Here is a 23,102-nt window from a genome sequence, read left to right as displayed (position 1 = left end):
TTACCAATTACCAATTACCAATTACCAATTACCAATTACCAATTACCAATTACCAATTACCAATTACCAATTACCAAGACAGTTATTTTAAATTTTTAGCGCTTGCTGCCTCAAACTGACTACAGCCTCCACCAAAACATCGGGTTGCACGGGTTTAGCCAGATGCCGATCGAAACCAGCTTTCAAAGCGCTGGCGCGGTCTTCATCCCTAGCATAAGCCGTCAGGGCGATCGCCCGAAATTTCCCTCCCCTTTCGGTTGCCCAAGAGCGCAGCTTTCTCAGCAGCGAATAGCCGTCTTCCTCCGGCATTCCGATATCGCTGACCAAAACATCCGGCACAAACTCAGCAGCCGCCTCAAACGCCTCAGCAGCCGACGATGCAGCCCTGACAGCCGCCCCGGAATCAGTCAAGACAAACATCATAAACTCCCGCGAATCAACCTCGTCATCAACCACCAAAACCTTAACCCCCTGTAAATTACCGCCGCCAGCCAACACCTGCGCTTCCTGGCGGGCGATCGAATTTACCGGAATCGAAGGGAGGCGGAAAGTAAAAGTCGAGCCCAGATCCAGCCCCGCACTCTGGGCCCAAACCCTGCCGCCGTGGAGTTCAACCAACTGCCGGACGATCGCCAGCCCCAGCCCCAAACCGCTATGATTGCGAGTAATCGTAGCATCCGCTTGCCGGAAAGACTCAAACACGTAAGGCAAAAAATTCGCAGCAATCCCAATTCCCGTGTCGGAAACAGCCAGCTCAACCTCCGAATCAAATCGCTGCAAGCGGATGGACACTCGCCCGTCGCGCGGCGTAAACTTAATCGCATTCGTCAACAAATTCCAAATTACCTGCTGCAAGCGGCCGGGGTCTCCCGATACCAAAAATCTCGGATTTAACTGAGCTTCGCGATTGCCAGAAACCTCTCCGGGCTGGCAAAATTCTGCTGTATCGCAGCCCAAATCGACAATTGCCAACCGCACCTCGATCGACTTAGCATCGGCCGCCAAACCCACCGTATTCACCGCTCCTTCCACCATCGAAATCAAATTTACAGGACTTGGATTTAAAGTCAACTTGCCGCGAATAATTCTCGAAATATCCAGCAAATCCTCAATCAATTGACTTTGCAATTTAGCATTGCGCTCAATAGTGGACAGTGCCTGCGCACTAACAGCCGGACTCAAACTGCGGTGCCGCAGCAGTTGCGCCCAGCCCAAAATCGCGTTTAAGGGCGATCGCAGCTCGTGAGAAAGAGTTGCCAAAAACTCATCTTTCATACGATTGGCCTGCTGAGATTCTTCGTAAAGTCGGGCATTGTCGATCGCCCCCGACACCGCCTGAGCCAACTGCATTAAAATACTTTCATCATCTTCGCCAAACTCCCCCTCGTACTTGTCCGACAACTGAATCAATCCTAGATTTCTGCCGTCCCGAGCAGTCAGCGGTACAGCCAGCCAGCCCCGCATCGGCGGGTGCTTCCCCGCAGAAGAGCCGAACCCCCGCCAGGCCGGGTGAGACTCTAACTCGCTTTGAGTCATCCGCATCGCCTGTTGCTGCTGGCAAACTTCCCGGTAAATGCCCGTACCGTCTGGCTCTTGGCAGTAATCTTGCCACCGGGCGTATTTTTCTGACATCGAAAACTTGCTAATTCCCGCATCCCAGTTGGCGGCAGGGGTGAGGTTGACAGCTACCTGGTGGACTTCCAGAATCGAGCGGGCGCTATCTGCCGCTAACTGAAGTATTTCTTCCACCGACAGCGTGGAGTTGATCGCAACTGACGCGGAGGTTAACTGTTGCAGGCGGCGCAAATACGACCGCTCGCGCGCAATCGCCTGCGAGCGGTCGTATTCTAACTGTTTGCGATCCGTAATGTCGATCGCCACGCCGAACAGCCTTCGGGGTGTACCCGATGCGTCAAAAACCATCCGCCCTTTGTCGTGAAGCCAAATCACTGAGCCGTCGGGTCGCAGTTTGCGGTATTCCGACTCATAAACTCCCGTGCCCCTGAGTGCGACATCCAAATCTGCCAAAAAGCTTTCGCGGTCTTCTGGATGCACCGCATTCTTTTTTTGCTCAAAAGTACCAAAGGTGCTATCGGGGCCCAAACCCATCTGTGTTTCGGCATTGGACGAACGGCGGACTTCCCCCGATGCCACATCCCAGGTAAAAGCGATCGTGTTAGCTGCTTCTAGAGCAAAGCGCAAATTTTCCTCGCTTTCTTGTATTCTGGCTTCGGATAATTTGCGATCGGTAATATCCCAAACCACGCCCATCGATCGCACCGATTGACCCGTACCGTCATAAAAAAACTTGCCCCTACCCGCGATCCAGTGCAAGCTGCCGTCGGGCCAAATAACTCTAAATTCGTGCTGGTATTCTATTTTTTTTTCTAAACAAAAGGCGATCTCGCGAGCAATAGAATCGCGATCGTCCGGGTGAACGCAGGCCCAAAACGCCTCGTAAGTTCCCGCCAAACTGCCTTTTTCCAACCCGAATAACTGTTCGTGTCCCTCCGACCAAACCACCTCGCCGGTTAATATATTCCAATCCCAAGTTCCCATTTGCGAGGCTTCGATCGCCACTCTCAGCCGTTCCTCAGAAATTGCCAACTGCGCCGACGTTTTGGCGTAGTTATCGCGCAACTGTTGTTTTTCCAAGCTTTCGGCCACGGCTCCCGCCAGGCGGTTGAAGTGCCGCCCTTTGAACACGTAATCGCTCAAACCCGCTTTCATCGCTTCGACTGCCACTTGTTCGCTACCGCTGTCGGTACACATAATTACCGGACAATTCGGGTAGCGGCTTTGAACTTGTTTGAGAATAGTTAATCCGTCGCTCCAGCGCAGTTGGTAGTCGGTAATTACCAGGTCAAAACCCCCGGCTGCCAGGATTTCTTCGAGAGTTTGGGCATCAATAGCCGACTTGATTTCTAAATCGCCAAAAGCTTTCCTCAGTTCTCTATCGATCATCAGGCGATCGTTCGGGTTGTCGTCGATTAATAGGATAGATAGCATTGGGATTTTGCTCTTTGTATTTTCGCCAACCTTATTAAATCTAAAAATATGTTATCGAGCACTCCCGATAATTTCAATATTTAGTGATCGGGTTAAATAGAGTTGCAAATAGGTCGAGCGTGTTTGCGTGTATTTTATTCTATCTCACAGCTCGCACTTTTTTCAATAAGACTTTTAAATGCCTGTCCCACAAGCAAATTAATTAAGTTCTTGTAAAACAGAGCACACTCGCCCGATCGAGCCAGACCCGTGCAAGATATCAGTTGACCTGTGACCTGTGACAGTTACAGAGTATGGCAATCAAACCGTTTATGCTGTGGGTTCTCGTCTCCCTTCATTTTTGTCATTTATGCCCTCACGCCATGTGACGGTTGCTATAAATTTCACTATACTACTTTTTTGTTCTGCGTTCTGCTGTGATGAAGCGGGTCGATCGATAAGTAGAAGAGAAATGGAAGTCGGAAGATGGAAGAAGGAAGATGGAAGTCGGAAGAAGACTTGCACAGCAAGCTAGAGCGCGATCTGTATTTTACGTTTAATTAGGTGGATCTACTTACTTTCAGCTACAGTACAATATTGCTATTAAAATCCTCGAACCTCGAACCTCCAACCTCATCCGTTCAATCCGTTAAATTCCGTACATTACCCGTTGCCGAACTTCCGTTAAATCCGTTAAATCTGTTAAATCCGCTACAAAATCCGTTGCCGAACTTCCGACGAACATCGGACTTCTTCAGACGAACATCGGACTTCTTCCTTCTTCTTCAGCACTCGCAACTGCGTAATTTTACCCAGAATCTGGTACCGGTTCCCAGAGTCGATTCCAGCCCGATCGCGCCGCCCATCCGATCGCAGGCTTTCTTCGCTATCGCCAGCCCAATGCCCGTCCCCGGATACACTTCTTGACCGTGCAGGCGATCGAACAATCCAAAAATCCTCTCATGAAATTCTGGTGCAATACCAATACCGTTGTCTTCTACCCAAAGATAGATAAATTCTTCCTCAGCTTCTGTATAAACTCGCACCTGCGGCACTATCGGGGGCTGCACAAACTTAATAGCATTGGAGAGCAAATTAGCCAATACTTGCAGCAGCGTGGGAGGATGGGCCAACACCGCAGGTAGAGGTTCGACAACAGTTATCCGAGCTTGTGTTTGGGCAATTTCAGCATCGAGTTGCGCGATCGAGCGAGACACAATTAAATTAAGAGAGACAGGTTTTAGCGGCAAGTTTGTCCGGCCCAGGCGGCTGTACTCCAGCAAATTTTCGATTAAAGTATTCATCAGAGTTGCACTGCTGCTAATCCGGGACAAGTAATCCTGTGCGGTAGCATCCAAATCCCTGGCGCTATCTTTTAGTAACATTTCAGCAAAAAACAAAATTCCCCGCAGGGGAGCGCGCAAGTCGTGAGAAACTGAATAAGTAAACGATTCGAGCTGTGCGTTAACTTCTTCTAACTCAGCAGTACGCTCTCTCACCCGCTCTTCCAAAGTTTCATTAAATTCGCGCAAAGCAACTTGGGCCGCCTTGAGTTCGGTAACATCTTCAACCAATCCCTCGATCGTACTTTCAGCTTCTGCGCTGTTGAGATATTGACTCAAGCGAATCCATTTTACTCTACCGTCCGCCACCGGAAAGGTAATTTCTAGAGTTTGAGGCCCAGAATTACCTGAATCAGGCGGCTGCAAAAACAATTGCCGCCGATAAATGCCTTGGACATCTGCTAAATTGCTGGCATCAAACAAGCGCAAAAAAGCTTGATTGCTTTCCAAAAGCTGCCCCTGGGAAGTCGAGCGAAAAACTCCGACATTTAAGCGTTCTAGCAGAGAATTAAGTTGATTTTCCAGTCTGGCGGCTCGCTGCTGGGCTGCCACTCGATCGAACACAGCGCGAACCGCAATGCAAAGGCGGAGGTAGTGCTTCGGCGACTTGATAATGTAGTCGTCCAATCCAGCTTTCATCGCCTCTACAGCAATTTCTTCGTTCCCAGTATTGGTAAACATGACGATCGGGCATTCTGGATAACTAACTTTAATAGTTTTAAGCACATCTAAACCGTTCGTCCAGCGGAGTTGGTAGTCGGTAATTGCCAGATCGAATCCGCCTCGATGCAGTGCTTCCCCCAAGGACCCAGCGTCGGAAATTTCCGTTATTTGCAATGGCGAGAATTCCCGCTCTAATTCGCGTTTGACGAGCAGCCTATCCGTTGGATTGTCGTCAATTACCAGAATGTGTAGCATTTAACAATTGATAATTTTGCTGTCCGATCGGGTGGGTCAATCGCTCATCATAAAAATGTTGGAGGTCGCTCATTTAAGATGATACAGGAATCAAGTCCTCACTACCCATTGGTGTCAACTTAGCGTCAAAAGTACCGTTCTACCGTTTGACGATTAGGCCCGCCGATCCCACTCCTAGGGCGTGTTTTCAAACCCTAAGATCCCCCCCAACCCCCCTTTTTAAGGGGGGAGAAAGAGCATCTTGCGTCAACCCCTACTCCCCCTGATTTTAGGGGAGTAGGGGTTGACGAAAGAGAAGACTCCAATCCCCCCCGAATCGTTGCGGGGGCGCCGGGGGGATCGAGACTCGGGTATAAACGAGAGATACAATAGTTTTAGGATCGAGTTGACACTCATGCTCACTAAAAACTTAATTTTCTCGTTACTAGGAAGAGCCTGGTAACAAGGAAACGAGGCAATAAAACTGGGAAACCGCCACTAAAAACCAGAAAGTTCTATAAGTTCCGGCAGTTCGGTATGGTTGAGCCAATACTCGCCAAAACTCTGCATCATTTCCGATAAAGAAGCAAACCCGACCGGTTTAACCAAATAAGAATTCACCCCTAAATCGTAAGCTCGATCGACATCAAGTGTTTGCCTAGAAGAAGTAAGAACAACCACCGGCAAGCGTTTTAGTTGAGGCTGCTGCTTCAGCCAACCCAGAACCTCGTGACCCGATCGCCTGGGCAATTTCAAATCTAGTAAAATTATCGCAGGTAAAGGATAGCGATCGCGATCGCTGTATTCTCCGTCACCATTTAAATAAAAAACCGCTGCATCTCCATCTCGGACAATTTGCAGCGAAGTATTAGTAAAAGTCCGATCGCGAAAAGCCCGCTGCATCAACAAAATATCAACAGGATTATCTTCCACCAGCAAAATCGTCTGCGTTACCCTCATCCTTTCCTCAGCTCGATCCAAAAACGACTCCCTTGTCCTAATTGAGATTCCACCCCTACTTGACCGCCCATGCGATCGGCTCCTTTTTGTACAATAGCTAATCCTATACCAGTTCCGGGGTAAGACTCGATACCGTGCAGCCGTTCAAAGACGCGAAAAATGCGTTTTTGATGTTCTGGAGCAATACCGATGCCGTTGTCTTCTACCCAAAGACGGATGATGCGATCCTCTTCGAGGGCTTCGCTAACGGGCAATTGGCCACTGGCAATCAGTAACTGGGAATTCTCCCACTGTCCCACTGTCCCCCTTTCCCATTTTCCCGCTGTCTGCGTGTCTGTCTGTGGCTCTTGAGGAATCTCAATTTCCTGGGCCCATATCTGCACTTGGGGCGATGCGCCATCCACAAATTTTAGAGCATTGGTGAGCAGATTTGCGATTACTTGAACTAAAGTAACGCGGTGGGCAATTACCGCAAATAAGGGCGATCGAACACTGATTTGAGCGCTTCGGGATCTAGCGTCGGCTTGTATCATAGCAATTGCCTCGGCGACAGCAGATTCTAAGTCTAGAACTTGCAGCGATAAATCAGTGCGGCTCAGGCGGCTGTAAGCTAGCAAATCTTGGATCAATGCTTCTAATTGTTGCCCAGAATTAACAATTTGCTGGGCGTATTCTTGACCGAGTTCGTCGAGGAGATCGCGGTAATCTTCTAACAAAGCTTCAGCCAATCCCTGCATTCCCCGCAGGGGAGCGCGCAAATCGTGGGCGACGGTATAGGTGAAAGCTTCTAATTCTTCGTTAGCTGCTTGAAGTTGGTTGGTGCGGAGTTGCACCCGCCGTTCTAAGGTAGCGTTGAGCATCCGAATTTCCGCTTCTGCTTGTTTGCGCGCAGTTACGTCAATGGCGGTACTAATTACTAAACTTCTGCCGTCAGAAAGTTTGCCTAAAGGTGCGGAATAAAAGTCCCAAATTCGTTGTTCGCCGCTGGCTGTGGTAATTATATATTCGCCTTCAGAAACGCGCCCGTTTAATTGGTGCAGCCCTTCGATATCTTGTTGCACTAGCGATTTGCGGCTGTGGTAAGCTTTTTCTGTCCAATCTTCTATTGTGGGAATTTCTGAGTATTCATAACCTGAGAGTTCTGTCCAAGCCGAGTTAACTTGCAAAACTTCTCCGTTTTCAGCGTGCAGCATAATCGGCAGCGGAGCGTTGAGAATCGCGAGGCGGAAACGTTCTTCGGTTACTGCTAGGGAGTGGCGATCGTGTTCTAGCTCTTCTAAGAGTTGATTTTGCTTGATTTCGGCATTGTCGCGCAAAGTGCGATCGCGCTTCACCAAATAGAAAACCAACAGCAGCAACAGCAAATCTACTACAGCAGCAACGGTAAAAGTCACGATTGTCAAATGGGCGCTGGCTTGGGATTCTCGGGCGCGCTGCTGCAATAGCTGAGTTTCTTCGGCAGTCATGACGGCTACCTGCTGCCGAATGGCGCCCATGATTTGCTTTCCCCGATCGGTTTTTACCAGCCGCAGGGCTGCTGCTAAGTTTTTTTGGCGCCGCAGATCGATCGTTTCTTCAAGTTCGGCTAATTTAGAGTCGATCGCAATTTTCAAGTCGCGAATGCGCTGTTGCTGCCGGTTGTTGTCAGCGGTTAGCTGCTGCAATCCGCCTATTTGTGCGTTGACGCGGGCGATCGCGCTACGATACGGTTCCAAATACCGTTCTTCTCCCGTGAGCAAATAACCGCGCTGTCCGGTTTCAGCATCTTTTAGCGTCGAAAGTGTGGCTTCGAGTTCAGTTAAAACTCGGTGAGTGTGGCTCACCCAGGCTTCGTTTTCGACTAACTTCAGAGTATTGCGGTAGGAAGTTGCCGCGTTTAAAATTAGCAGCGCCAAGGCCGTGCCGATACCTGCGGTGATTTGGCGAGTCAGCGATTTGTTCATGAAATAGTGGGCGCGCGAGTCCTATTTTTTTTATTTTACTTGGATGCGGGCGATGAATTTTTTGCTCGGGCCGACTCGGCGGCGAAACTCTATAAATTTCAGGCTCAAATGTGCGATCGATCTTGTTTCTTGTTTAGTCTCGCTCCTCCTCGCATACCCCCTACTCGACCCCTACTCCCCTGGTTGTAGGAGATGGCAAACAGACAATCTCTCGCTGCGAGCAAAGCTTAATTTGCCATTTTCTGTGGCATCGAAAGCAGCGCTTTCACAGTTTCAAATCGCGGCGCAAAAAAAGGAGTTTTTACCTATTGATTTTGCGGGATTTTTGGGGTATATTTTAGATAATGGAAGTGGTGACTTAAGTTTGAAAATTGCCACTATTGCCATTATTAAATAATACCTTGTCAAGCGACCAGTGTCAAGCTTTTTACCCCAAAAAAAAGGCGAATTTTTCAGGATTTGTGAAAAAAATAATTGGGGACGCAGGGGAGAAATTGCTAGGGAAACTAACCGCAGATAAACGCTCCTTAACGCAGATAATTTTCAGCATCGAGAGGGAATGAAGAGCAATTCGAGTTGATAGTCTGTTGAGGAAGGAGACGATCGCACTGCACGGAGAAAATGAAGATTCCTAGTGCAGTGGCGAACAATAGAATTAGGCAATAACAGCGGCTTTCAGGGTTAAAATGCGATCGATCGCATCCTCAACCACTTTATCAGGAGTCGAAGCACCCGAAGTCACGCCCACGACAATATTACCATCAGGCAGCCAATTTTGGGTAACAACCAAATCTCCGCCCAAAGGCTTGTGTTCGATACGATTTCCCGGTAAAATGCGCTCCGCAGAATCAATGTGATAAGAAGGAAGAGCTTTGTCGATCGCAATTTCCTGCAAGTGGGTAGTATTAGAAGAATTAAAACCGCCAATCACCAGCATCAAATCCAACTTTTCCTCAACCAAACCCAACATAGCATCTTGCCGTTCCTGAGTCGCATCGCAGATAGTATTAAAACTCTGAAAATGTTCGTTAAGATTGGAAGGCCCAAACTTCCGCATCATCGTCTTTTCAAACAACTTGCCAATATTCTCAGTTTCAGTTTTGAGCATAGTAGTTTGGTTAGCAATCCCGACACTTACCAAATCGCGATCCGGGTCAAAACCAGCCGAATAAGCCTTGCTAAACTTAGCAAGAAACTCATTTCTGTCGCCCCCGTGCAAGATATAATTGCTGACATATTCAGCCTCCTGCAAATTCAGGACAATCAAATACTTATCAGCAAAAGAACTGGTAGCAACAGTTTCCTCATGCTTGTACTGACCGTGAATAATCGAAGTATAATCTTTTTTCTTGTGCTTCTCAACAGTATTCCAAACCTTAGAAACCCAAGGACAAGTAGTATCAACAATCTTGCAGCCCTTATCGTTAAGCAACTGCATTTCTTGCACGCTCGCCCCAAAAGCAGGTAAAATTACCACATCGCCGCTATCAACAACCGAAAAATCTTTCTGTCCCTTTTCAACAGCAATAAAACCAACTTCCATATCCCGCAAATGCTGGTTGACAGACGGATTGTGAATAATCTCATTAGTAATCCAAATCCGTTGGGAGGGGAAGTGCTGGCGAGTCTCGTAAGCAATAGCCACAGCGCGTTCCACCCCCCAGCAAAAGCCAAAAGCCTCAGCCAGCCGGATCGTGACTGCACCTCGCTGGAGCCTGTAATTGTTTTCGCGAATTTGCTGGATCAGACTGCTTTGATAAGCCGTCTGCATGACGCCAGCTACCTCAGCTTCGTGTCCGAAACCCTTGCGGTGGTAGTTTTCAGACTGTTGGAGCGATCGTTTAAAAGCTTTAGTATCCATGCGGTACCGAGTTGAAATCTAGGTTAATTACCTTTGATTTTAGAAGGCCTGGGTGCGATCGGGATTATACGATTTTAGATTTTAGATTTTAGATTTTAGATTTTAGATTTTAGATTGGAATGAACTACTGCATAAGGGTTAGTGGCTTGTATAAAGTTACATTCTCTTTTGAAACTGGTATTATAGCAGTTGACAGTTGACCTGTGACAGTTGACAGCTTACTATGTACCCTAATCAAACCGTTTATGCTAGCGGTTTCAGGGAGCTATTGATGAGGTTATTTATGTCCGCGCCAGATGTGGCGGTTGCTATATTTAATTCAGTAACGAACAGAGGCGCGACTTTCATGGGTTCGTTCAAAAAAAAACAAAAAAAAGCGTAGAGACGCACATAACTGCATCTCTACACGATCGAACTTATCGAGAAAATCAGCCTCAAATCTTCTTCGGCGCAAAAGGAGAACCAGATTCAAAGGAACTGAAACCGCCGGCAAAATCCTCACCGTAAGCTTCTTCCCCGTGCTGGCCGATATCCAAACCTTGGTCTTCAGCAGATGACGGCACTCGCAGTTCCATAAACTGCGCCAGAATTTTCAAAATCACAAAAGTGCCGACAGCCGCAAACACGTAAGTAGCTAGAACGCCTACAAACTGGGTCACGATTAGCCCCGGATTTCCGGCAAACAGCCCGTCATTTCCGGCAGCGTTCACGGCTTTAGTTGCAAATACGCCAGTCAGCAGCGCCCCTACAGTCCCGCCGAGGCCGTGAACTGGGAAGGTATCCAAAGAGTCGTCAAATCCCAGCTTAGCTCGCAAGCTAACGCCAAAGAAGCAACAAACGGAAGTGATCGATCCGATCAACAGCGCCCCTACTGGCAGCACGAATCCAGCCGCCGGTGTGATGCCTACCAATCCCGCTAGGAAGCCGCTAGCTATTCCGACTGCTGTCGGTTTGCCTCTGAGCACCCATTCGATGATTGTCCAAGTTAAGCCCCCGGCTGCGGTAGAAATCATTGTGGTGACAAAAGCAACGGTTGCTAATGAACCGGAACCCAAAGCGCTACCGCCGTTGAAGCCAAACCAGCCGAACCACAGCAGCCCAATTCCGAGCAGGACGTAGGGTACGTTGTGGGGGGTGTGGGGCTTGTTCAAGTGGTCTTTGCGGGGCCCGATTACCCAAGCTGCGACTACGGCTGATACGCCGGAACTGATGTGCACGACTGTGCCGCCTGCAAAGTCTAATGCTCCGATCGCGCCCAGCCAGCCTCTACCCCAAACCCAGTGGGCTAAAGGTGAGTAGATGAATGTTGACCACAGCAGCACGAACCAGAAGTAGGTTTTAAATGTTACCCGTTCGACGATCGCCCCGGAAATCAAGGCTGGGGTGATGATGGCGAACATCATCTGGTACACCATGAATACTTGGTGGGGTATTGTCGGTGCGTAGCCGATCGGATCTGGTTTGTCGGCTGCGACGTTGTTCAAGAACATCCAGTCGAAGCCGCCGATGAAGGTTTCAAATCCTTTCCCAAAGCCTTCGGAAACTGGAGTGGAAACGTCAAAGGCTAGGCTGTAACCCCACAGCGTCCAGGTGACGCCGATCAGTCCCATCATGACTAAGCTCATCATCATGGTGTTGAGGACGTTGCGCGATCGCACCAGCCCTCCGTAGAAAAACGCTAGCCCGGGTGTCATTAGCAATACCAGTGCTGAGGATACCAACATCCAGGCTGTATCGCCGGTGTCGATCGGATTCGCTACCACCGCCGCCGCCGCAGGAGCAGCAGCAGGAGCATCTTGAGCTAAGGCATTGTTCATCAGCGGCCAGCTTAACAGCCACAGTGCGAGGATGCCGATCGTTAAACTTTTTTTGAGCACGTTATTTTTACCTTCTAATACTCAGCAATTTGCAGGGAAGACCGAGCCGATTTTAGATGCGAGGATTTTAGATGCAATAGTTATTTGGTTTTTCGTCCCTGTTTTAGCGGAACACATCTTTAATAGATAATTTCCAAATCCTCAACTCCCCGACTTCCTCTAGCCGGACTCATCTTAATTCGTCAAGTATCTATCCCATACTGTGTGCCTTTTGGATTGCACCATTTGTAATAACAGTTATTCTGTATTACCTTATACTAATTTCCCCTCTATAATATTTTCTTAATCTATCCCAGGATACTTGACATAACCCGTGGAAGCAGAGTAAGCCGCGAGGGGGAGAGGGGGAGAGTGGGAGAGTGGGAGAGTGGGAGAGTGGGACAGTTTCGGAGAATATGACTTCATCCTCGATCTTTCTAACTAATGACTGATGACTGATGACTGATGACTGATGACTGATGACTAATTTCTCAACTGCATTTGACCGAACATTTGCAGGGCCGATCGCCAAACCAGATAACCTCGATCGTTAAGGTGCAAGCCGTCTGTGCTGAGTTCGGTTGGCAAATTGCCGTCAGCATCCGCAAACAGCGGCTGCAAATCGAGATAGGAAACATTTTCTGAACTAGCAATTTCTTTCAGCCGCCGATTTATTGCCCGAATCCGACTGTTGGGAATCGCCAACAGCCGATCGCGATTTTCCCAGGTAGACTGTTCTCCGCTGTGCGGCAAAATCGACTGCACCACCACTTGTGCTTTCGGGTGAGCCCACCGCAAATCGCGGATTATCTGTCGCTGGTTGTTCAAAATCCCTTCGTCGCTGGCTCCCCGCAACAAATCGTTAATCCCGATCATCACAAACACCGTATCCGGCGCAGTTCGATCGAACAACTGCAACCGCTTCAGCAAACCTACGGATGTCTCCCCCGAAATCCCTTGATTGAGCCAAATGCGATCGGCTGGTAACAGCTTCATCGGAAACCACATACTCAGAGAATCCCCAGCCAAAACACTCAGTTTTGGGGGGCGATTCGCCGCCGCCGCCTCAGCTTCCCGGCCCAACTGCGTGACCCATTGCTGGTAAGACCATTTGTGTCGCTGTCCCGGAACCGGCACGTCTAGCACTGCCTTTGCAGAGTTTGTCACCGGCCCTGAGCGAATTTCTTCCTCAGGGCTATCTACCGTCACCGCAGCACTCTGGGTGGAGCTTTCTGTCAAGTTGTGTCCCCGCAGCAGTTGAACGACTGCGAGTATCAGTAACCCGTTCGTCAGCAGAGATAGCAAAGCCCAAACCGGAACAGTTTTCGATCGGCTAACTTCCATCCCCAAGAGGGATTTATGAGTTCTACTTCTGCTAACTCCTCCAAACTTCTCCATAAACTCAAGCGATTTGCAGGCACCACACCGAATAATTGGCACTCATTGCTGCATCAAATTTTACCGCTCAATTTTCGCCTCAATGCTTGTAAGAATCAAGCACTGTCATGTGTTGGGCGCGGTGGCGATGCAGAACTTTGCTTTTTCGCACTACTCTACCATAAAAAATCTGCCTGCCAAACTTTCACAGCACACAAATCCGACTATTTTAGATTTTAGATTTTAGATTTTAGATTTTAAATTGGGGAATGACTTACTGCATAAGGATTGAGAGCTGTTCTACAGCAGCATTTTTTTGGAAAGAGGCCTGGACGCACCAACCCGGTTTGTTAACGTAATTGCGCGATTTTAGCAACACGCTGAGAACGATAAACCGGGTGTAAAAGAATCAAGAGTGCGTCCGGGACTGCATCTGTGGGCGGGGGATTTCAGATTGCGGTTTTTGTTAATCAAGCCCTAGATTAGCGTACAAATCGCCGATCGAGGGCCTGAAAGCTGAATTGCTCGATCGATCGCTCTAAAGTTTGGTAGTCCTCCCCCCAGAACCTCCAGCATAACCGCCGTAGCTGCCCTCAGTTCGGTTGCCAGAGCTAGTTTCCTTCACAAACCCGGTGTAAGCTTCCATCCCGTGTTCGCCGATATCCAAACCTTCAGCCTCCTCTACAGCAGAAACGCGGATACCCAGCAAAGCTTTGAGTGCGGCCCAAAAAATCGTACTCAGCAGGACGGTCATCCCGCCTACAGAGATAATACCGATCAACTGTGGTAATAATTGATCGAAGCCTCCCCCTACTAGCAATCCCGCTTTCGGCCCAAGGGTATAAAGTCCAGTTGTAGGCCCGTCAGCAAACAAACCCACTGCTAGAGTTCCCCAGATGCCGCAGACTAAGTGAACTGAAGTTGCCCCTACAGGATCGTCAATTTTCAAGTTGTCGAAGAAAGTTACGGAGAAAACTACCAGGATGCCCGCGATCGTGCCGATAATGGCAGAGTTGGACACATTGACCCAAGCGCAGCTCGCTGTTACCCCGACTAAGCCGGCGAGGATGCCGTTGATAATCATCGAAAGGTCGGGTTTTCCTAGGTAAAGCCAAGCTGTAATTGTGGCAGCAACTCCCCCGAAGGCGCCGGCGGTGTTGGTGGTGATGGCAATGTGGGCGATCGCATTTGGATCGAGTGCCATTGTCGAACCGGGATTGAACCCGAACCAACCCAACCACAGAATCAAGCAGCCCAGGGTGGCAATGCTCATATTGTGTCCCGGCATCGCCACAGTCTCGCCGTCGCGGTACTTGCCGATCCGCGGCCCCAAAAATGCCGCTCCCATCAAAGCAGCCCAACCGCCTACCGAGTGAACCACTGTCGAACCGGCAAAATCCCAGAAGCCTGCTTTTGCCAGCCAGCCGCCGCCCCAAATCCAGTGTCCGGTAATTGGGTAAGCAATGCCTACTAGCAGCAAGCTGAAAATTAAGAAGTCAATAAATTTAACTCGCTCTGCAACTGCTCCAGAAACGATCGTCGCAGCAGTTCCCGCAAAAACTAATTGGAAAAAGAATTTAGCGTTGAGGGGGACTCCCGTCCAGTTTAGCGAGTCGAAAATGCCTTGATAAGCTTCTCCTGTGGCGGGGCTGTTGTCAGCTACATTCCACAGGAAATATCCGCCGCTGCTGCCGATAAAACCGTTGCCGTCGCTGAACATTAAGGCAAAGCCGATCGACCAAAATGCGATCGTAGAAAGCGCAAAAACAATCAGGTTTTTGGCCAGCACGTTAACTGCATTTTTCTGGCGGCAGAAACCTGTTTCCAACATACCGAAACCGGCGTTCATAAAGAACACTAGCATCCCAGTTACCATGACCCACATGGTATCCATCCCCACCTTGAGGCTGGCTAATTGTTCCTCGGCGGTAGGCGCGGGAGCGGTTTGGGCTACCGCCGCATATCCCCACATCAAGACGATGATGGCTGCTATTGGTATGCAGGCTTGCCAGCTCGGGCTGAGGCGGGCGAGAGCCCTTTGTAATTTCTTGAGCCTGTTTGCTTTCGTCAAAAAGTTAGTTGCTGGCAAATTTAAGGACTCCCGCCTGACTTGTTTCGAGTTTTTCTTTCCGACAGTCATTTTAATCACTTTCACCCTCTTTACAACTAATCAGCTCAGCAATATTCTGAAAATCCCCTAATTGTACTACAGAAGTTTATAGATTATTGTTCTGATTGAGATAGTTTTGATAGCCTAGCTCTTCTAGCTGAGTTTGTTTTTTCATGACAGATTCGGACAAAGTTTTGCGGTAATCCAGGACTCGCTCTAGTAATTCTGGTTGGGAAACTGCTAATATTTGAATTGCCAGCAAGCCAGCATTTTTAGCATTGCCGATCGCCACTGTTGCTACGGGTATCCCGGCTGGCATTTGCACGATCGAGTACAGCGAATCTACCCCTTGCAGGTGGCGGCTCAGTACCGGCACGCCAATTACCGGCAAGGGCGTTAAAGATGCTACCATGCCCGGAAGGTGCGCCGCTCCCCCAGCACCTGCGATAATGACTTTCAAACCCCGTTGGTGCGCGGTTTGGGCGTATTCTACCATGCGCGAGGGGGTGCGGTGGGCGGAGACGATCGCTACGGAGCACGGTACGTTGAATTCTTCGCAAACGGCGATCGCATCTTTCATGGTTGGCAAATCCGAATCGCTACCCATGATAATTCCAACTGTCGGTTCATTCATGCAATTTTCAGATGTGAGATTTCAGATTAATGGTAATTTTAAATTATGGCGTTAACTCAAATTTAGATATTTGGTAGCAAAACAGACGCTCGAAAGCAATTGGGTTACAAGCCATCCTGCCCCAAGCAAAAAGCTCCGCATCCTCATAACCAGCCCCAGATCGATCGAGGCGAGCAAATCTAAAATCTAAAATCTAAAATCTAAAATCGGATGACTGAAGCCACAACCCGAACTGCCGCCCCTACAGATATTCTCAATGCTCGCCTCCCGGGCTGCAAAGATTTGCAGATGCTTGCTGTTGATGAAGCGGGCATCATTCAAGAAGTCTGCCCGATGGACGCCGTATTTAAGCGGATTGCTCCTCCCAATTTGCAAGTCCTGGATGTAGCAGGCAACTTGGTTTCTCTGGGCGCTGTTGACTTGCAGATTAACGGGGCCCTCGGTTTTGCTTTCCCCGATTTAGAAAGCAAGCATATTGAAGTTTTACCGAAAATTTGTCAGTTTTTATGGTATCAGGGAGTAGATGCTTTTTTGCCGACTTTGGTGACAACTTCCCTGGATAAGTTTAGGCGATCGCTCTCGACGATAGCTGATTGCATCCGCACTGCAAAAACCGCCGCTACCGCCACCAATAAACCCAAAACAGCCGAAATTATCGGGGTTCACCTCGAAGGCCCTTTTCTCAACCCCCAGAAGCGAGGAGCTCACCCAGTTGAGTTTTTACTACCCCTAACTATAGAAAATGTCAAGCAAGTTTTAGGAGATTGTGCCGATATTGTCAAAATAATTACTTTAGCGCCGGAGTTAGACAGCACTGGCGAAGTAATCCCCTATTTGCAAAGTTTGGGAATTGCCGTCAGTCTCGGACACTCCCAAGCGACTGCAGAGCAAGCGGAGCAAGCATTCGCGCAAGGAGCTTCCATGGTAACTCACGCTTTTAATGCGATGCCGAGTTTGCACCACCGAGAACCGGGTTTGTTGGGAGCGGCGATCGTTTATCCGGGAGTAAAATGCGGTTTAATTGCTGACGGCAAGCACGTTTCTCCAACAATGATCGATTTTTTGCTGCGGGCTGGCAGGTACGAAACAGGAGTTTTTTTAGTGAGCGATGCTTTGGCTCCTTTGGGTTTGCCTGACGGTGTTTATCCTTGGGATTCCCGACAAATTGAAGTCAGAAAAGGTACGGCTTGGGTAAGATTGGATTACCACTCGCCCCTGGAATCTGCTACTTTAGCAGGTACAACTCTGCCGCTGTTGGCGGGAGTGCAAAATTTGGTGAAGTGGGGGATTTGCGGGGCCGAAAGTGCGATCGCCCTGGCAACTGAATCTCCCAGAAAGGCGATAGGACTTTCGGGAATTATCGGCGAACCGGCCACTCAATTGTTGCGCTGGAATTTAAATGAGGCGACAAAAGAATTGACTTGGCACCGACTATTTGAGATTTGAGATTTGAGATTTGAGATTTTCATCTACAATTTAAAATCTCCAATCTAAAATCGGTTGTTCCAATTTGCGCGTTGTCCGCTCCAGATTGCTGTATAATAGCGATCGCGCCAGAAAATTAGGACGTTCTCCATTGCTGAAACATAAACGGTCAATTCCTTCTATCCGTTAAATCCGTTAAAAAAGCCGTTGCCGAACTTCCTTCTATCCATGACATCCGTTAAATCCGTTAAAAAATCCGTTGCCGAACTTTCTTCTGCTATAATATCAAACCGTTGGCAATAACTCAGCAGCAGGCAGATCGATGAATTTGGTAGACGACAAGACTATAGTTAGACAGTATTTTAACTCGACGGGATTCGATCGCTGGCAGCGAATTTACGGCGACGGCAAAGTCAACAAAGTGCAGCTAGACATCCGCACCGGGCACCAGAAAACGGTGGATACAGTCATCGAATGGCTGCAAGCAGACGGCAATTTGCGCGGGCTTGGTGTGTGCGATGCCGGCTGCGGTGTGGGATCTCTGAGCATTCCCCTAGCTGAGGCTGGGGCAATTGTTTCCGCGAGCGATATTTCTGAAAAGATGGTAGCAGAAGCCTACGATCGATCGACAGCCGTTCCCGGCAAGCTCTACAACATCTCCTTCGCCGCCCAAGATTTGGAAGCTTTAACGGGCAAATTTCACACGGTTATTTGCCTGGACGTGCTGATCCACTATCCTCAGAGTAAGGCTGCGTCCATGATTGCTCACCTAAGTTCGATCGCCCAATCGCGGCTAATTCTCAGTTTTGCCCCCAAAACTTTAACACTTACCGCCCTCAAAAAATTTGGCGAACTTTTCCCCGGCCCGAGCAAAACTACCCGCGCTTACCAGCACCGCGAAGCCGATATTATCAAAATCCTAGAAAGCAACGGTTTTGTGATTAACAGAACAGCCATGAATAGCACTAGCTTTTACTATTCTCGCTTGCTGGAAGCTGTGCGCAAATAGGTTAAAAATATCGGCTAAAAAGTGACTTTCTCATAAACGCAGGGGGCGCGCCGCGTACCTTTCCTTCCCTTCCCGGAGTTAAGCAAATTAACATCCACAGTTCGCGAGCGCAACTGTCAAATTAAATAAAGGTACGTTGTTGCGATGAAAGCGCTCTTTCGTATATAAAAGAGCGCTTTCATCGCAACAACGTACCTACAGGACTGATCCCTATTATGGGATTGCTTCGCTAATTTTTCATTGATAGGGAAACCGCAGATAAACGCAGATAACGCAGATGATTTTAATATAGTTTGTGAATGAATGCAACTCAAGTCTATTTATGTTCACCAATTACCAATTAAATAAATATGATGTCAACGCCGATCCTAACACGCATTTTTATGGCAGCCGCAGCCGTATTCGGAGGTTTGTCGGTTGCAGGCGGCGCTTTTGCTTCCCACGCTTTGAAAAATCAATTGAGCGATCGAGCTTTAGCAATTTTTGAGACCGGCGCCCGCTATCAAATGTACCACGCTCTGGCTCTATTGCTCGTCGCTTTACTATTAAACCGCGCCCCAGAGTCTCAAACCTTTTTTGCAGCGGCTGGATGGGCTTTTATTGTCGGCACGATCGTCTTTTCAGGCAGTTTGTATGCCCTGAGTCTGACAGACATCAAATGGCTGGGTGCAATCACGCCGCTGGGCGGAGTTGCTTTTCTTGTCGGTTGGGGCTGTTTGGCAGTTGCAGCTTTTACTTTTAAATAGGCAATTGGTAAATTCTGACGCCAATTACCAATTCCCAATTACCAATTCCCAATTACCAATTACCTAATTGTCAAACACATCGCTGGAAAACATCTCTGTCACAGTGCGCAAGTAAGGTAAAAATATCATAACATCCGCAGCAGGGAGGCGATCGGATATTTCCCAAAACAAAATCAGCAGCATATCCTGCACTAATTCCCAACTTACATGAAGTTTCGGGTACAGCATCACGCAAATTGGAAACAATTCTTGCTGTAGCGGGCGAATGCTTTTTTCCAAAACGCACCAGCACAAATAGCTTTGAAAAATCTCGACATCCCGAATGCCAGAAATTTTTACCTGCGGATGGCTCAAATAACCGCTGCTGCTGCGATATCCTTGATGCTGGGAACTAGCGCGATCGTACACTGCACTAGCAATCTGAGTCGTGTGCGGCAACAAATGCTGAACGGCTAAGAGAGCTTTTGAATTCGGGGCATGATCCGCCGCAGCCTCGTTCATCTCTCCGTGGGGAATGTGGAGGTAGTCGTCTACAACTTTTAAGTAGGGTGCAAATTCCGATCGCTCTGACTCCGAAAGACATCCTAACAAGATTTTGCTAGTGTATTGAAACTCCAACGTCACAAATCCCAGCACTAACGGATCTGTCTCTGAGTATTTCCGCCTCACTCGGACAATATCTTTTCCCACCAGCACTGACAAGCGGAAAACAGGCTCTCTATCGGCGTAAGCGTCTATTGCTTTCCGATATAAGGTGCGAGTGTCGGCGGCAATTTCTTCAGGATTAATTAAGCTGGGATCGATCGCGTGCCGCTCTATTTCTTCCCCTAAAACCGCTTCTACTTTACTCCAAGCTATCTCGCTGGCTACTTTCAGGGTATCTGTCAATTTGTCAACTATTTTGGCTCGATTTCCCTCAAAAAAATTGTTTGACTCTGGGGTTTGGGGAATTTGCCGCGGCCCTTGGTTTTCTCGTGCCGCCACTGTACTGTAATATTTTTTTGCCCAGCTAACTGCTAAGGAAGAAACGCTAACGCCTTTACCCTCTGGGAGTTTGTGAGTTTCCGATCCTGTAATGCCCTGTGACGCAAGACTGTCGCCCTGTAGAATTTCGTCGCCCGTAAGTAAAGACTTTGAAGATACTTGTGAAATACCTGTCATGAGAAACCTCGTTTTTTTTTGAAGTCGCACTCGATCGATTCCCCTAATTTTTAACGTTATTAACTACAATTTTCTGCATTTCTAGGCTGACAGTCATCAGCCATTTTGCTTAAAGCTCTGGGCCATTTGGCTGCACTGCCTGCATCTTATATAAGTTGCACGTTAATAACGCTATTTATTGTGCGCTCGATCACCGTCACCATGTGATCGCCAGCGGATATTTTTTTCTTGACCTGTAAATACGGGGAAAAATAAATTTAATTTGTCTTAAAAGCTCAGAATTAAAGTCAAGTATGCCTCGAAACAACTACTCCTTGAGATATTTTATCTTTGTTTTGGATCGCTTTTGTCGTTAGCGAAGCCCTCGAAGAGGATCGCCCTACCTTCTCAAAGAATCTAGGCTACATCACGATCGAGCGGTGACTTTGATTAATTTATTTCCCTAGGTGAAGCAAGAAATTTATTTTCAGCCCTGCGGTTGTTAGGAAACCTTAACAAATTCAACCATCGGCTTTTATAAATAAATAATTAAATGTGAGATGAGAATCAGATTTATGTGATTTTCGTTAATGCCATTGCCAGCGCGGTTTGGCAGCGCTCAGTTTTTTTGAGATTCCCGATCGCCCCTGAGGGCTGCCAAACCGGAATTTAGATCGACTCGTCCGATCGCTTAGGTATTTTACCAAATCTGGCTGCTGCGAGTCCTCTGCCGGAGGTGGTAGCCCGTCCCTACAACCATAGGATTAGGTTTAAGGGCCCCACGGGCGATCGATCCTCATAAACAGCACGGTCAGTGCATCTTTAAGGCTATCCCTCGGGTACGATTAGTAGGACGAGAGGAAGTGGATAAAATGAGCGCCAGCAGCAATTCAACAGAAATCAAGTTCGGAACCGATGGGTGGCGGGGACTGATTGCCCATGACTTTACTTTTGCCAACGTGCGAAAAGTCACCCGGGCGATCGCCAGCTACCTCGAAACCGCTTACACCAAAGACCGTCCAGTGCTAGTATCCTACGATACCCGCTTTCTGGCAGACGAATTCGCCCGCACATCGGCGTCCGTCTTGGCAGATTTGGGATGGACGGTGATGGTAGTCGATCGAGATTGCCCGACACCAGTCATCGCCTACAGCGCCAAGCATCTCAACTCCGCAGGCGCCCTGATGTTCACGGCATCGCACAATCCCGCACCTTACTGCGGCATCAAATACATCCCCGACTACGCAGGGCCGGCTACCCCGGAAATTACGGATACCATTGTGGCAAATATTGCTGGTGCTTCTGATGCCCCAGCCAAAGGCAGCCACAACGATAAAATCTCCACTTTTGACCCGAAACCCGAATATCTGAAGTTTCTGTATACTTTGATCGATGTGGAGCGGATTCGCTCTGCTAAGTTGAAGGTGAAGTACGACGCTCTTTATTCGACTTCTCGCGGCTATCTCGACGGCGTTTTGGAACACTGCGGCTGCGATGTGGAAAGTTTTCACACCTACCGCGACGTGCTGTTTGGGGGCGGAATGCCTGAGCCCAAGGGCGAACAGTTAGTCGAGTTGGTGGAAGCTGTTAAGAAGGATGCGGCTGATTTGGGTTTGGCTACCGATGGCGACAGCGATCGCTTTGGTATTGTTGACGAGTTGGGTAATGTCTTGACTCCAAACACTGTACTGTTGCTGTTGGCGCGTCACTTGGTGAAGAATAAAGGCTTGACTGGGGCGATCGTCCGTACCGTCGCAACTACCCACTTGCTGGACAATATGGCCGCCAAATACGGTTTAACCATCTACGAAACCGCAGTCGGCTTTAAATACATCGGCGAAAAGATGCGGGAAACAGCGGTGCTCATCGGTGGCGAAGAGTCGGGCGGTTTGAGCGTTTTGGGTCACATCCCCGAAAAAGACGGGATTTTGGCTGATATGCTAGTTGCTGAGGCGATCGCCTACGAAGGCAAACCGCTTTCTCAATTAGTAGAAGAAGCCATCAAAGAAGCCGACGGCCCCCTGTACAACAAACGCTTGGACTTGCACCTAGATGACGCGCACAAAGCAGCCGTTTTGGACTCTTTCACCAAGAATCCCCCGACAGAAATAGCGGGTATTGGTGTTAAGGAACTCGGCCGCAAAGACGGGATTAAACTTTATCTTGAAGACGGCGGTTGGGTATTACTGCGGCCTTCGGGAACTGAACCTCTGATGCGCGTTTACATGGAAACCAATTCTGTGGAAAAGGAAACCAAAGTTGCCGAGTACATGGAAAAGGTAATTTCCCAGTTAGAACCTGCTTAAATTTCCACTGATTTAGTCCTGGGCGAACGGGTTGCCAGAAACCGGGTTTTTTCACGAAAATACTTGCTGAAAATCATCAATATCGCTGAAAAACCCGGTTTCTTGGTTCCGATTAGGTCGCGCACTGGACACCTTATCTATTTTTAATAAATCTTGCAAAGCTTCTGAACGTGAATCATCGCTACTTGTCAGCCATGATTGACAAACAAATCAAAATTAATTGACAAACAACTCAAAATTATCAGTATTATTCGATCGCACTTTAAAATTTCTCCATCAAATCTTTTTCGGCGGCATAAACATCTCGTAGCTGTTGCAGCGCTGAAGTAGAAATGACCGATTTAACTGTACCTACCAATTTACCGGAAAATTGGGTTTAAAGCCCCGTCCTTTTAGGACGGCTTTTTTCTTTAAGCTTCTAATGAGTCCCTTGGATTTGGTCAGTTTTTAGTTCTACCAACGAATTTGCAACATTCCTTAAAAAAATGAAATTTGTATTCCTTTCTC

The 23,102-nt window shown here is 48.3% G+C and carries 15 protein-coding genes; 5 read left to right on the top strand and 10 right to left on the bottom strand.

Annotated features, from left to right (window positions below):
- Window positions 1–87: 87 nt before the first annotated feature.
- From QUB63_RS32235 to QUB63_RS32220, 4 genes are all read right to left on the bottom strand, one after another.
- A complete protein-coding gene (locus tag QUB63_RS32235) occupies window positions 88–3,009 on the bottom strand; it encodes a response regulator (protein ID WP_332949453.1) in 2,922 nt (973 codons plus the stop codon).
- A gap of 764 nt (window positions 3,010–3,773) precedes the next feature.
- A complete protein-coding gene (locus QUB63_RS32230) occupies window positions 3,774–5,249 on the bottom strand; it encodes a sensor histidine kinase (protein ID WP_332949452.1) in 1,476 nt (491 codons plus the stop codon).
- Window positions 5,250–5,726: 477 nt separating this feature from the next.
- Complete coding sequence (locus QUB63_RS32225; RefSeq protein WP_332949451.1) at window positions 5,727–6,188, bottom strand: response regulator; 462 nt, start codon at window positions 6,186–6,188, stop codon at window positions 5,727–5,729.
- Window positions 6,185–8,131, bottom strand: coding sequence for a sensor histidine kinase (locus tag QUB63_RS32220; RefSeq protein ID WP_332949450.1), 1,947 nt, complete (start codon window positions 8,129–8,131; stop codon window positions 6,185–6,187). The genes QUB63_RS32225 and QUB63_RS32220 overlap by 4 nt, the downstream gene beginning before the upstream one ends.
- A 244-nt stretch (window positions 8,132–8,375) precedes the next feature.
- Here QUB63_RS32220 and QUB63_RS32215 point away from each other — a divergent pair, with 244 nt between their 5' ends.
- On the top strand, window positions 8,376–8,528 hold the full coding sequence (locus QUB63_RS32215) for a hypothetical protein (RefSeq protein ID WP_332949449.1): 153 nt from the start codon (window positions 8,376–8,378) through the stop codon (window positions 8,526–8,528).
- A 258-nt stretch (window positions 8,529–8,786) separates the two neighbouring features.
- On the opposite strand, the gene QUB63_RS32210 is transcribed toward QUB63_RS32215, so the two are convergent.
- The 5 genes from QUB63_RS32210 to purE all read right to left on the bottom strand — a co-directional run bounded on the left by QUB63_RS32210 (window position 8,787) and on the right by purE (window position 15,969).
- Window positions 8,787–9,992 (bottom strand): 4-hydroxy-3-methylbut-2-enyl diphosphate reductase, encoded by a 1,206-nt coding sequence (locus tag QUB63_RS32210; protein WP_332949448.1) that lies wholly within the window; start codon window positions 9,990–9,992, stop codon window positions 8,787–8,789.
- A 434-nt stretch (window positions 9,993–10,426) separates the two neighbouring features.
- Window positions 10,427–11,809 (bottom strand): ammonium transporter, encoded by a 1,383-nt coding sequence (locus QUB63_RS32205; RefSeq protein WP_442921863.1) that lies wholly within the window; start codon window positions 11,807–11,809, stop codon window positions 10,427–10,429.
- A 522-nt stretch (window positions 11,810–12,331) separates the two neighbouring features.
- Window positions 12,332–13,246 (bottom strand): SGNH/GDSL hydrolase family protein, encoded by a 915-nt coding sequence (locus tag QUB63_RS32200; RefSeq protein WP_332949446.1) that lies wholly within the window; start codon window positions 13,244–13,246, stop codon window positions 12,332–12,334.
- Between the two features lie 517 nt (window positions 13,247–13,763).
- Window positions 13,764–15,365 (bottom strand): ammonium transporter, encoded by a 1,602-nt coding sequence (locus QUB63_RS32195; RefSeq protein WP_332949445.1) that lies wholly within the window; start codon window positions 15,363–15,365, stop codon window positions 13,764–13,766.
- A 76-nt stretch (window positions 15,366–15,441) separates the two neighbouring features.
- Window positions 15,442–15,969 (bottom strand): 5-(carboxyamino)imidazole ribonucleotide mutase, encoded by a 528-nt coding sequence (gene purE, locus QUB63_RS32190; RefSeq protein ID WP_332949444.1) that lies wholly within the window; start codon window positions 15,967–15,969, stop codon window positions 15,442–15,444.
- A 210-nt stretch (window positions 15,970–16,179) separates the two neighbouring features.
- On the opposite strand from purE, the gene nagA reads away from it, so the two are divergent.
- The 3 genes from nagA (at window position 16,180) to QUB63_RS32175 (ending at window position 19,149) form a co-directional block, all read left to right on the top strand.
- Window positions 16,180–17,415 (top strand): N-acetylglucosamine-6-phosphate deacetylase, encoded by a 1,236-nt coding sequence (gene nagA / locus QUB63_RS32185; RefSeq protein ID WP_332949443.1) that lies wholly within the window; start codon window positions 16,180–16,182, stop codon window positions 17,413–17,415.
- Window positions 17,416–17,716: 301 nt separating this feature from the next.
- Window positions 17,717–18,403, top strand: a complete 687-nt coding sequence (bchM, locus tag QUB63_RS32180) for a magnesium protoporphyrin IX methyltransferase (protein WP_332949442.1) — start codon at window positions 17,717–17,719, stop codon at window positions 18,401–18,403.
- A gap of 350 nt (window positions 18,404–18,753) precedes the next feature.
- Complete coding sequence (locus QUB63_RS32175) at window positions 18,754–19,149, top strand: DUF423 domain-containing protein (protein WP_442921861.1); 396 nt, start codon at window positions 18,754–18,756, stop codon at window positions 19,147–19,149.
- 63 nt (window positions 19,150–19,212) lie between these two features.
- Here the strand turns inward: QUB63_RS32175 and QUB63_RS32170 are convergent, their stop codons facing one another.
- A complete protein-coding gene (locus tag QUB63_RS32170) occupies window positions 19,213–20,310 on the bottom strand; it encodes a hypothetical protein (protein ID WP_332949441.1) in 1,098 nt (365 codons plus the stop codon).
- Between the two features lie 851 nt (window positions 20,311–21,161).
- Between QUB63_RS32170 and QUB63_RS32165 the strand changes: the two genes are divergently transcribed.
- A complete protein-coding gene (locus tag QUB63_RS32165) occupies window positions 21,162–22,595 on the top strand; it encodes a phosphoglucomutase/phosphomannomutase family protein (protein ID WP_332949440.1) in 1,434 nt (477 codons plus the stop codon).
- Window positions 22,596–23,102: the final 507 nt, after the last annotated feature.

The organism is Microcoleus sp. ARI1-B5 (assembly GCF_036705795.1).
Lineage (GTDB): Bacteria > Cyanobacteriota > Cyanobacteriia > Cyanobacteriales > Microcoleaceae > Microcoleus.
This window is presented reverse-complemented; position numbering and strand designations above follow the sequence as displayed.

Coding starts and splice junctions, on each gene's coding strand:
- QUB63_RS32165 (WP_332949440.1), top strand. CDS start 21,162: ATGAGCGCCAGCAGCAATTCAACAGAAATCAAGTTCGGAACCGATGGG.
- QUB63_RS32230 (WP_332949452.1), bottom strand. CDS start 5,249: ATGCTACACATTCTGGTAATTGACGACAATCCAACGGATAGGCTGCTC.
- QUB63_RS32235 (WP_332949453.1), bottom strand. CDS start 3,009: ATGCTATCTATCCTATTAATCGACGACAACCCGAACGATCGCCTGATG.
- purE (WP_332949444.1), bottom strand. CDS start 15,969: ATGAATGAACCGACAGTTGGAATTATCATGGGTAGCGATTCGGATTTG.
- QUB63_RS32210 (WP_332949448.1), bottom strand. CDS start 9,992: ATGGATACTAAAGCTTTTAAACGATCGCTCCAACAGTCTGAAAACTAC.
- bchM (WP_332949442.1), top strand. CDS start 17,717: ATGAATTTGGTAGACGACAAGACTATAGTTAGACAGTATTTTAACTCG.
- nagA (WP_332949443.1), top strand. CDS start 16,180: ATGACTGAAGCCACAACCCGAACTGCCGCCCCTACAGATATTCTCAAT.
- QUB63_RS32200 (WP_332949446.1), bottom strand. CDS start 13,246: ATGGAGAAGTTTGGAGGAGTTAGCAGAAGTAGAACTCATAAATCCCTC.
- QUB63_RS32195 (WP_332949445.1), bottom strand. CDS start 15,365: ATGACTGTCGGAAAGAAAAACTCGAAACAAGTCAGGCGGGAGTCCTTA.
- QUB63_RS32205 (WP_442921863.1), bottom strand. CDS start 11,809: ATGAACAATGCCTTAGCTCAAGATGCTCCTGCTGCTGCTCCTGCGGCG.
- QUB63_RS32225 (WP_332949451.1), bottom strand. CDS start 6,188: ATGAGGGTAACGCAGACGATTTTGCTGGTGGAAGATAATCCTGTTGAT.
- QUB63_RS32220 (WP_332949450.1), bottom strand. CDS start 8,131: ATGAACAAATCGCTGACTCGCCAAATCACCGCAGGTATCGGCACGGCC.
- QUB63_RS32170 (WP_332949441.1), bottom strand. CDS start 20,310: ATGACAGGTATTTCACAAGTATCTTCAAAGTCTTTACTTACGGGCGAC.
- QUB63_RS32175 (WP_442921861.1), top strand. CDS start 18,754: ATGATGTCAACGCCGATCCTAACACGCATTTTTATGGCAGCCGCAGCC.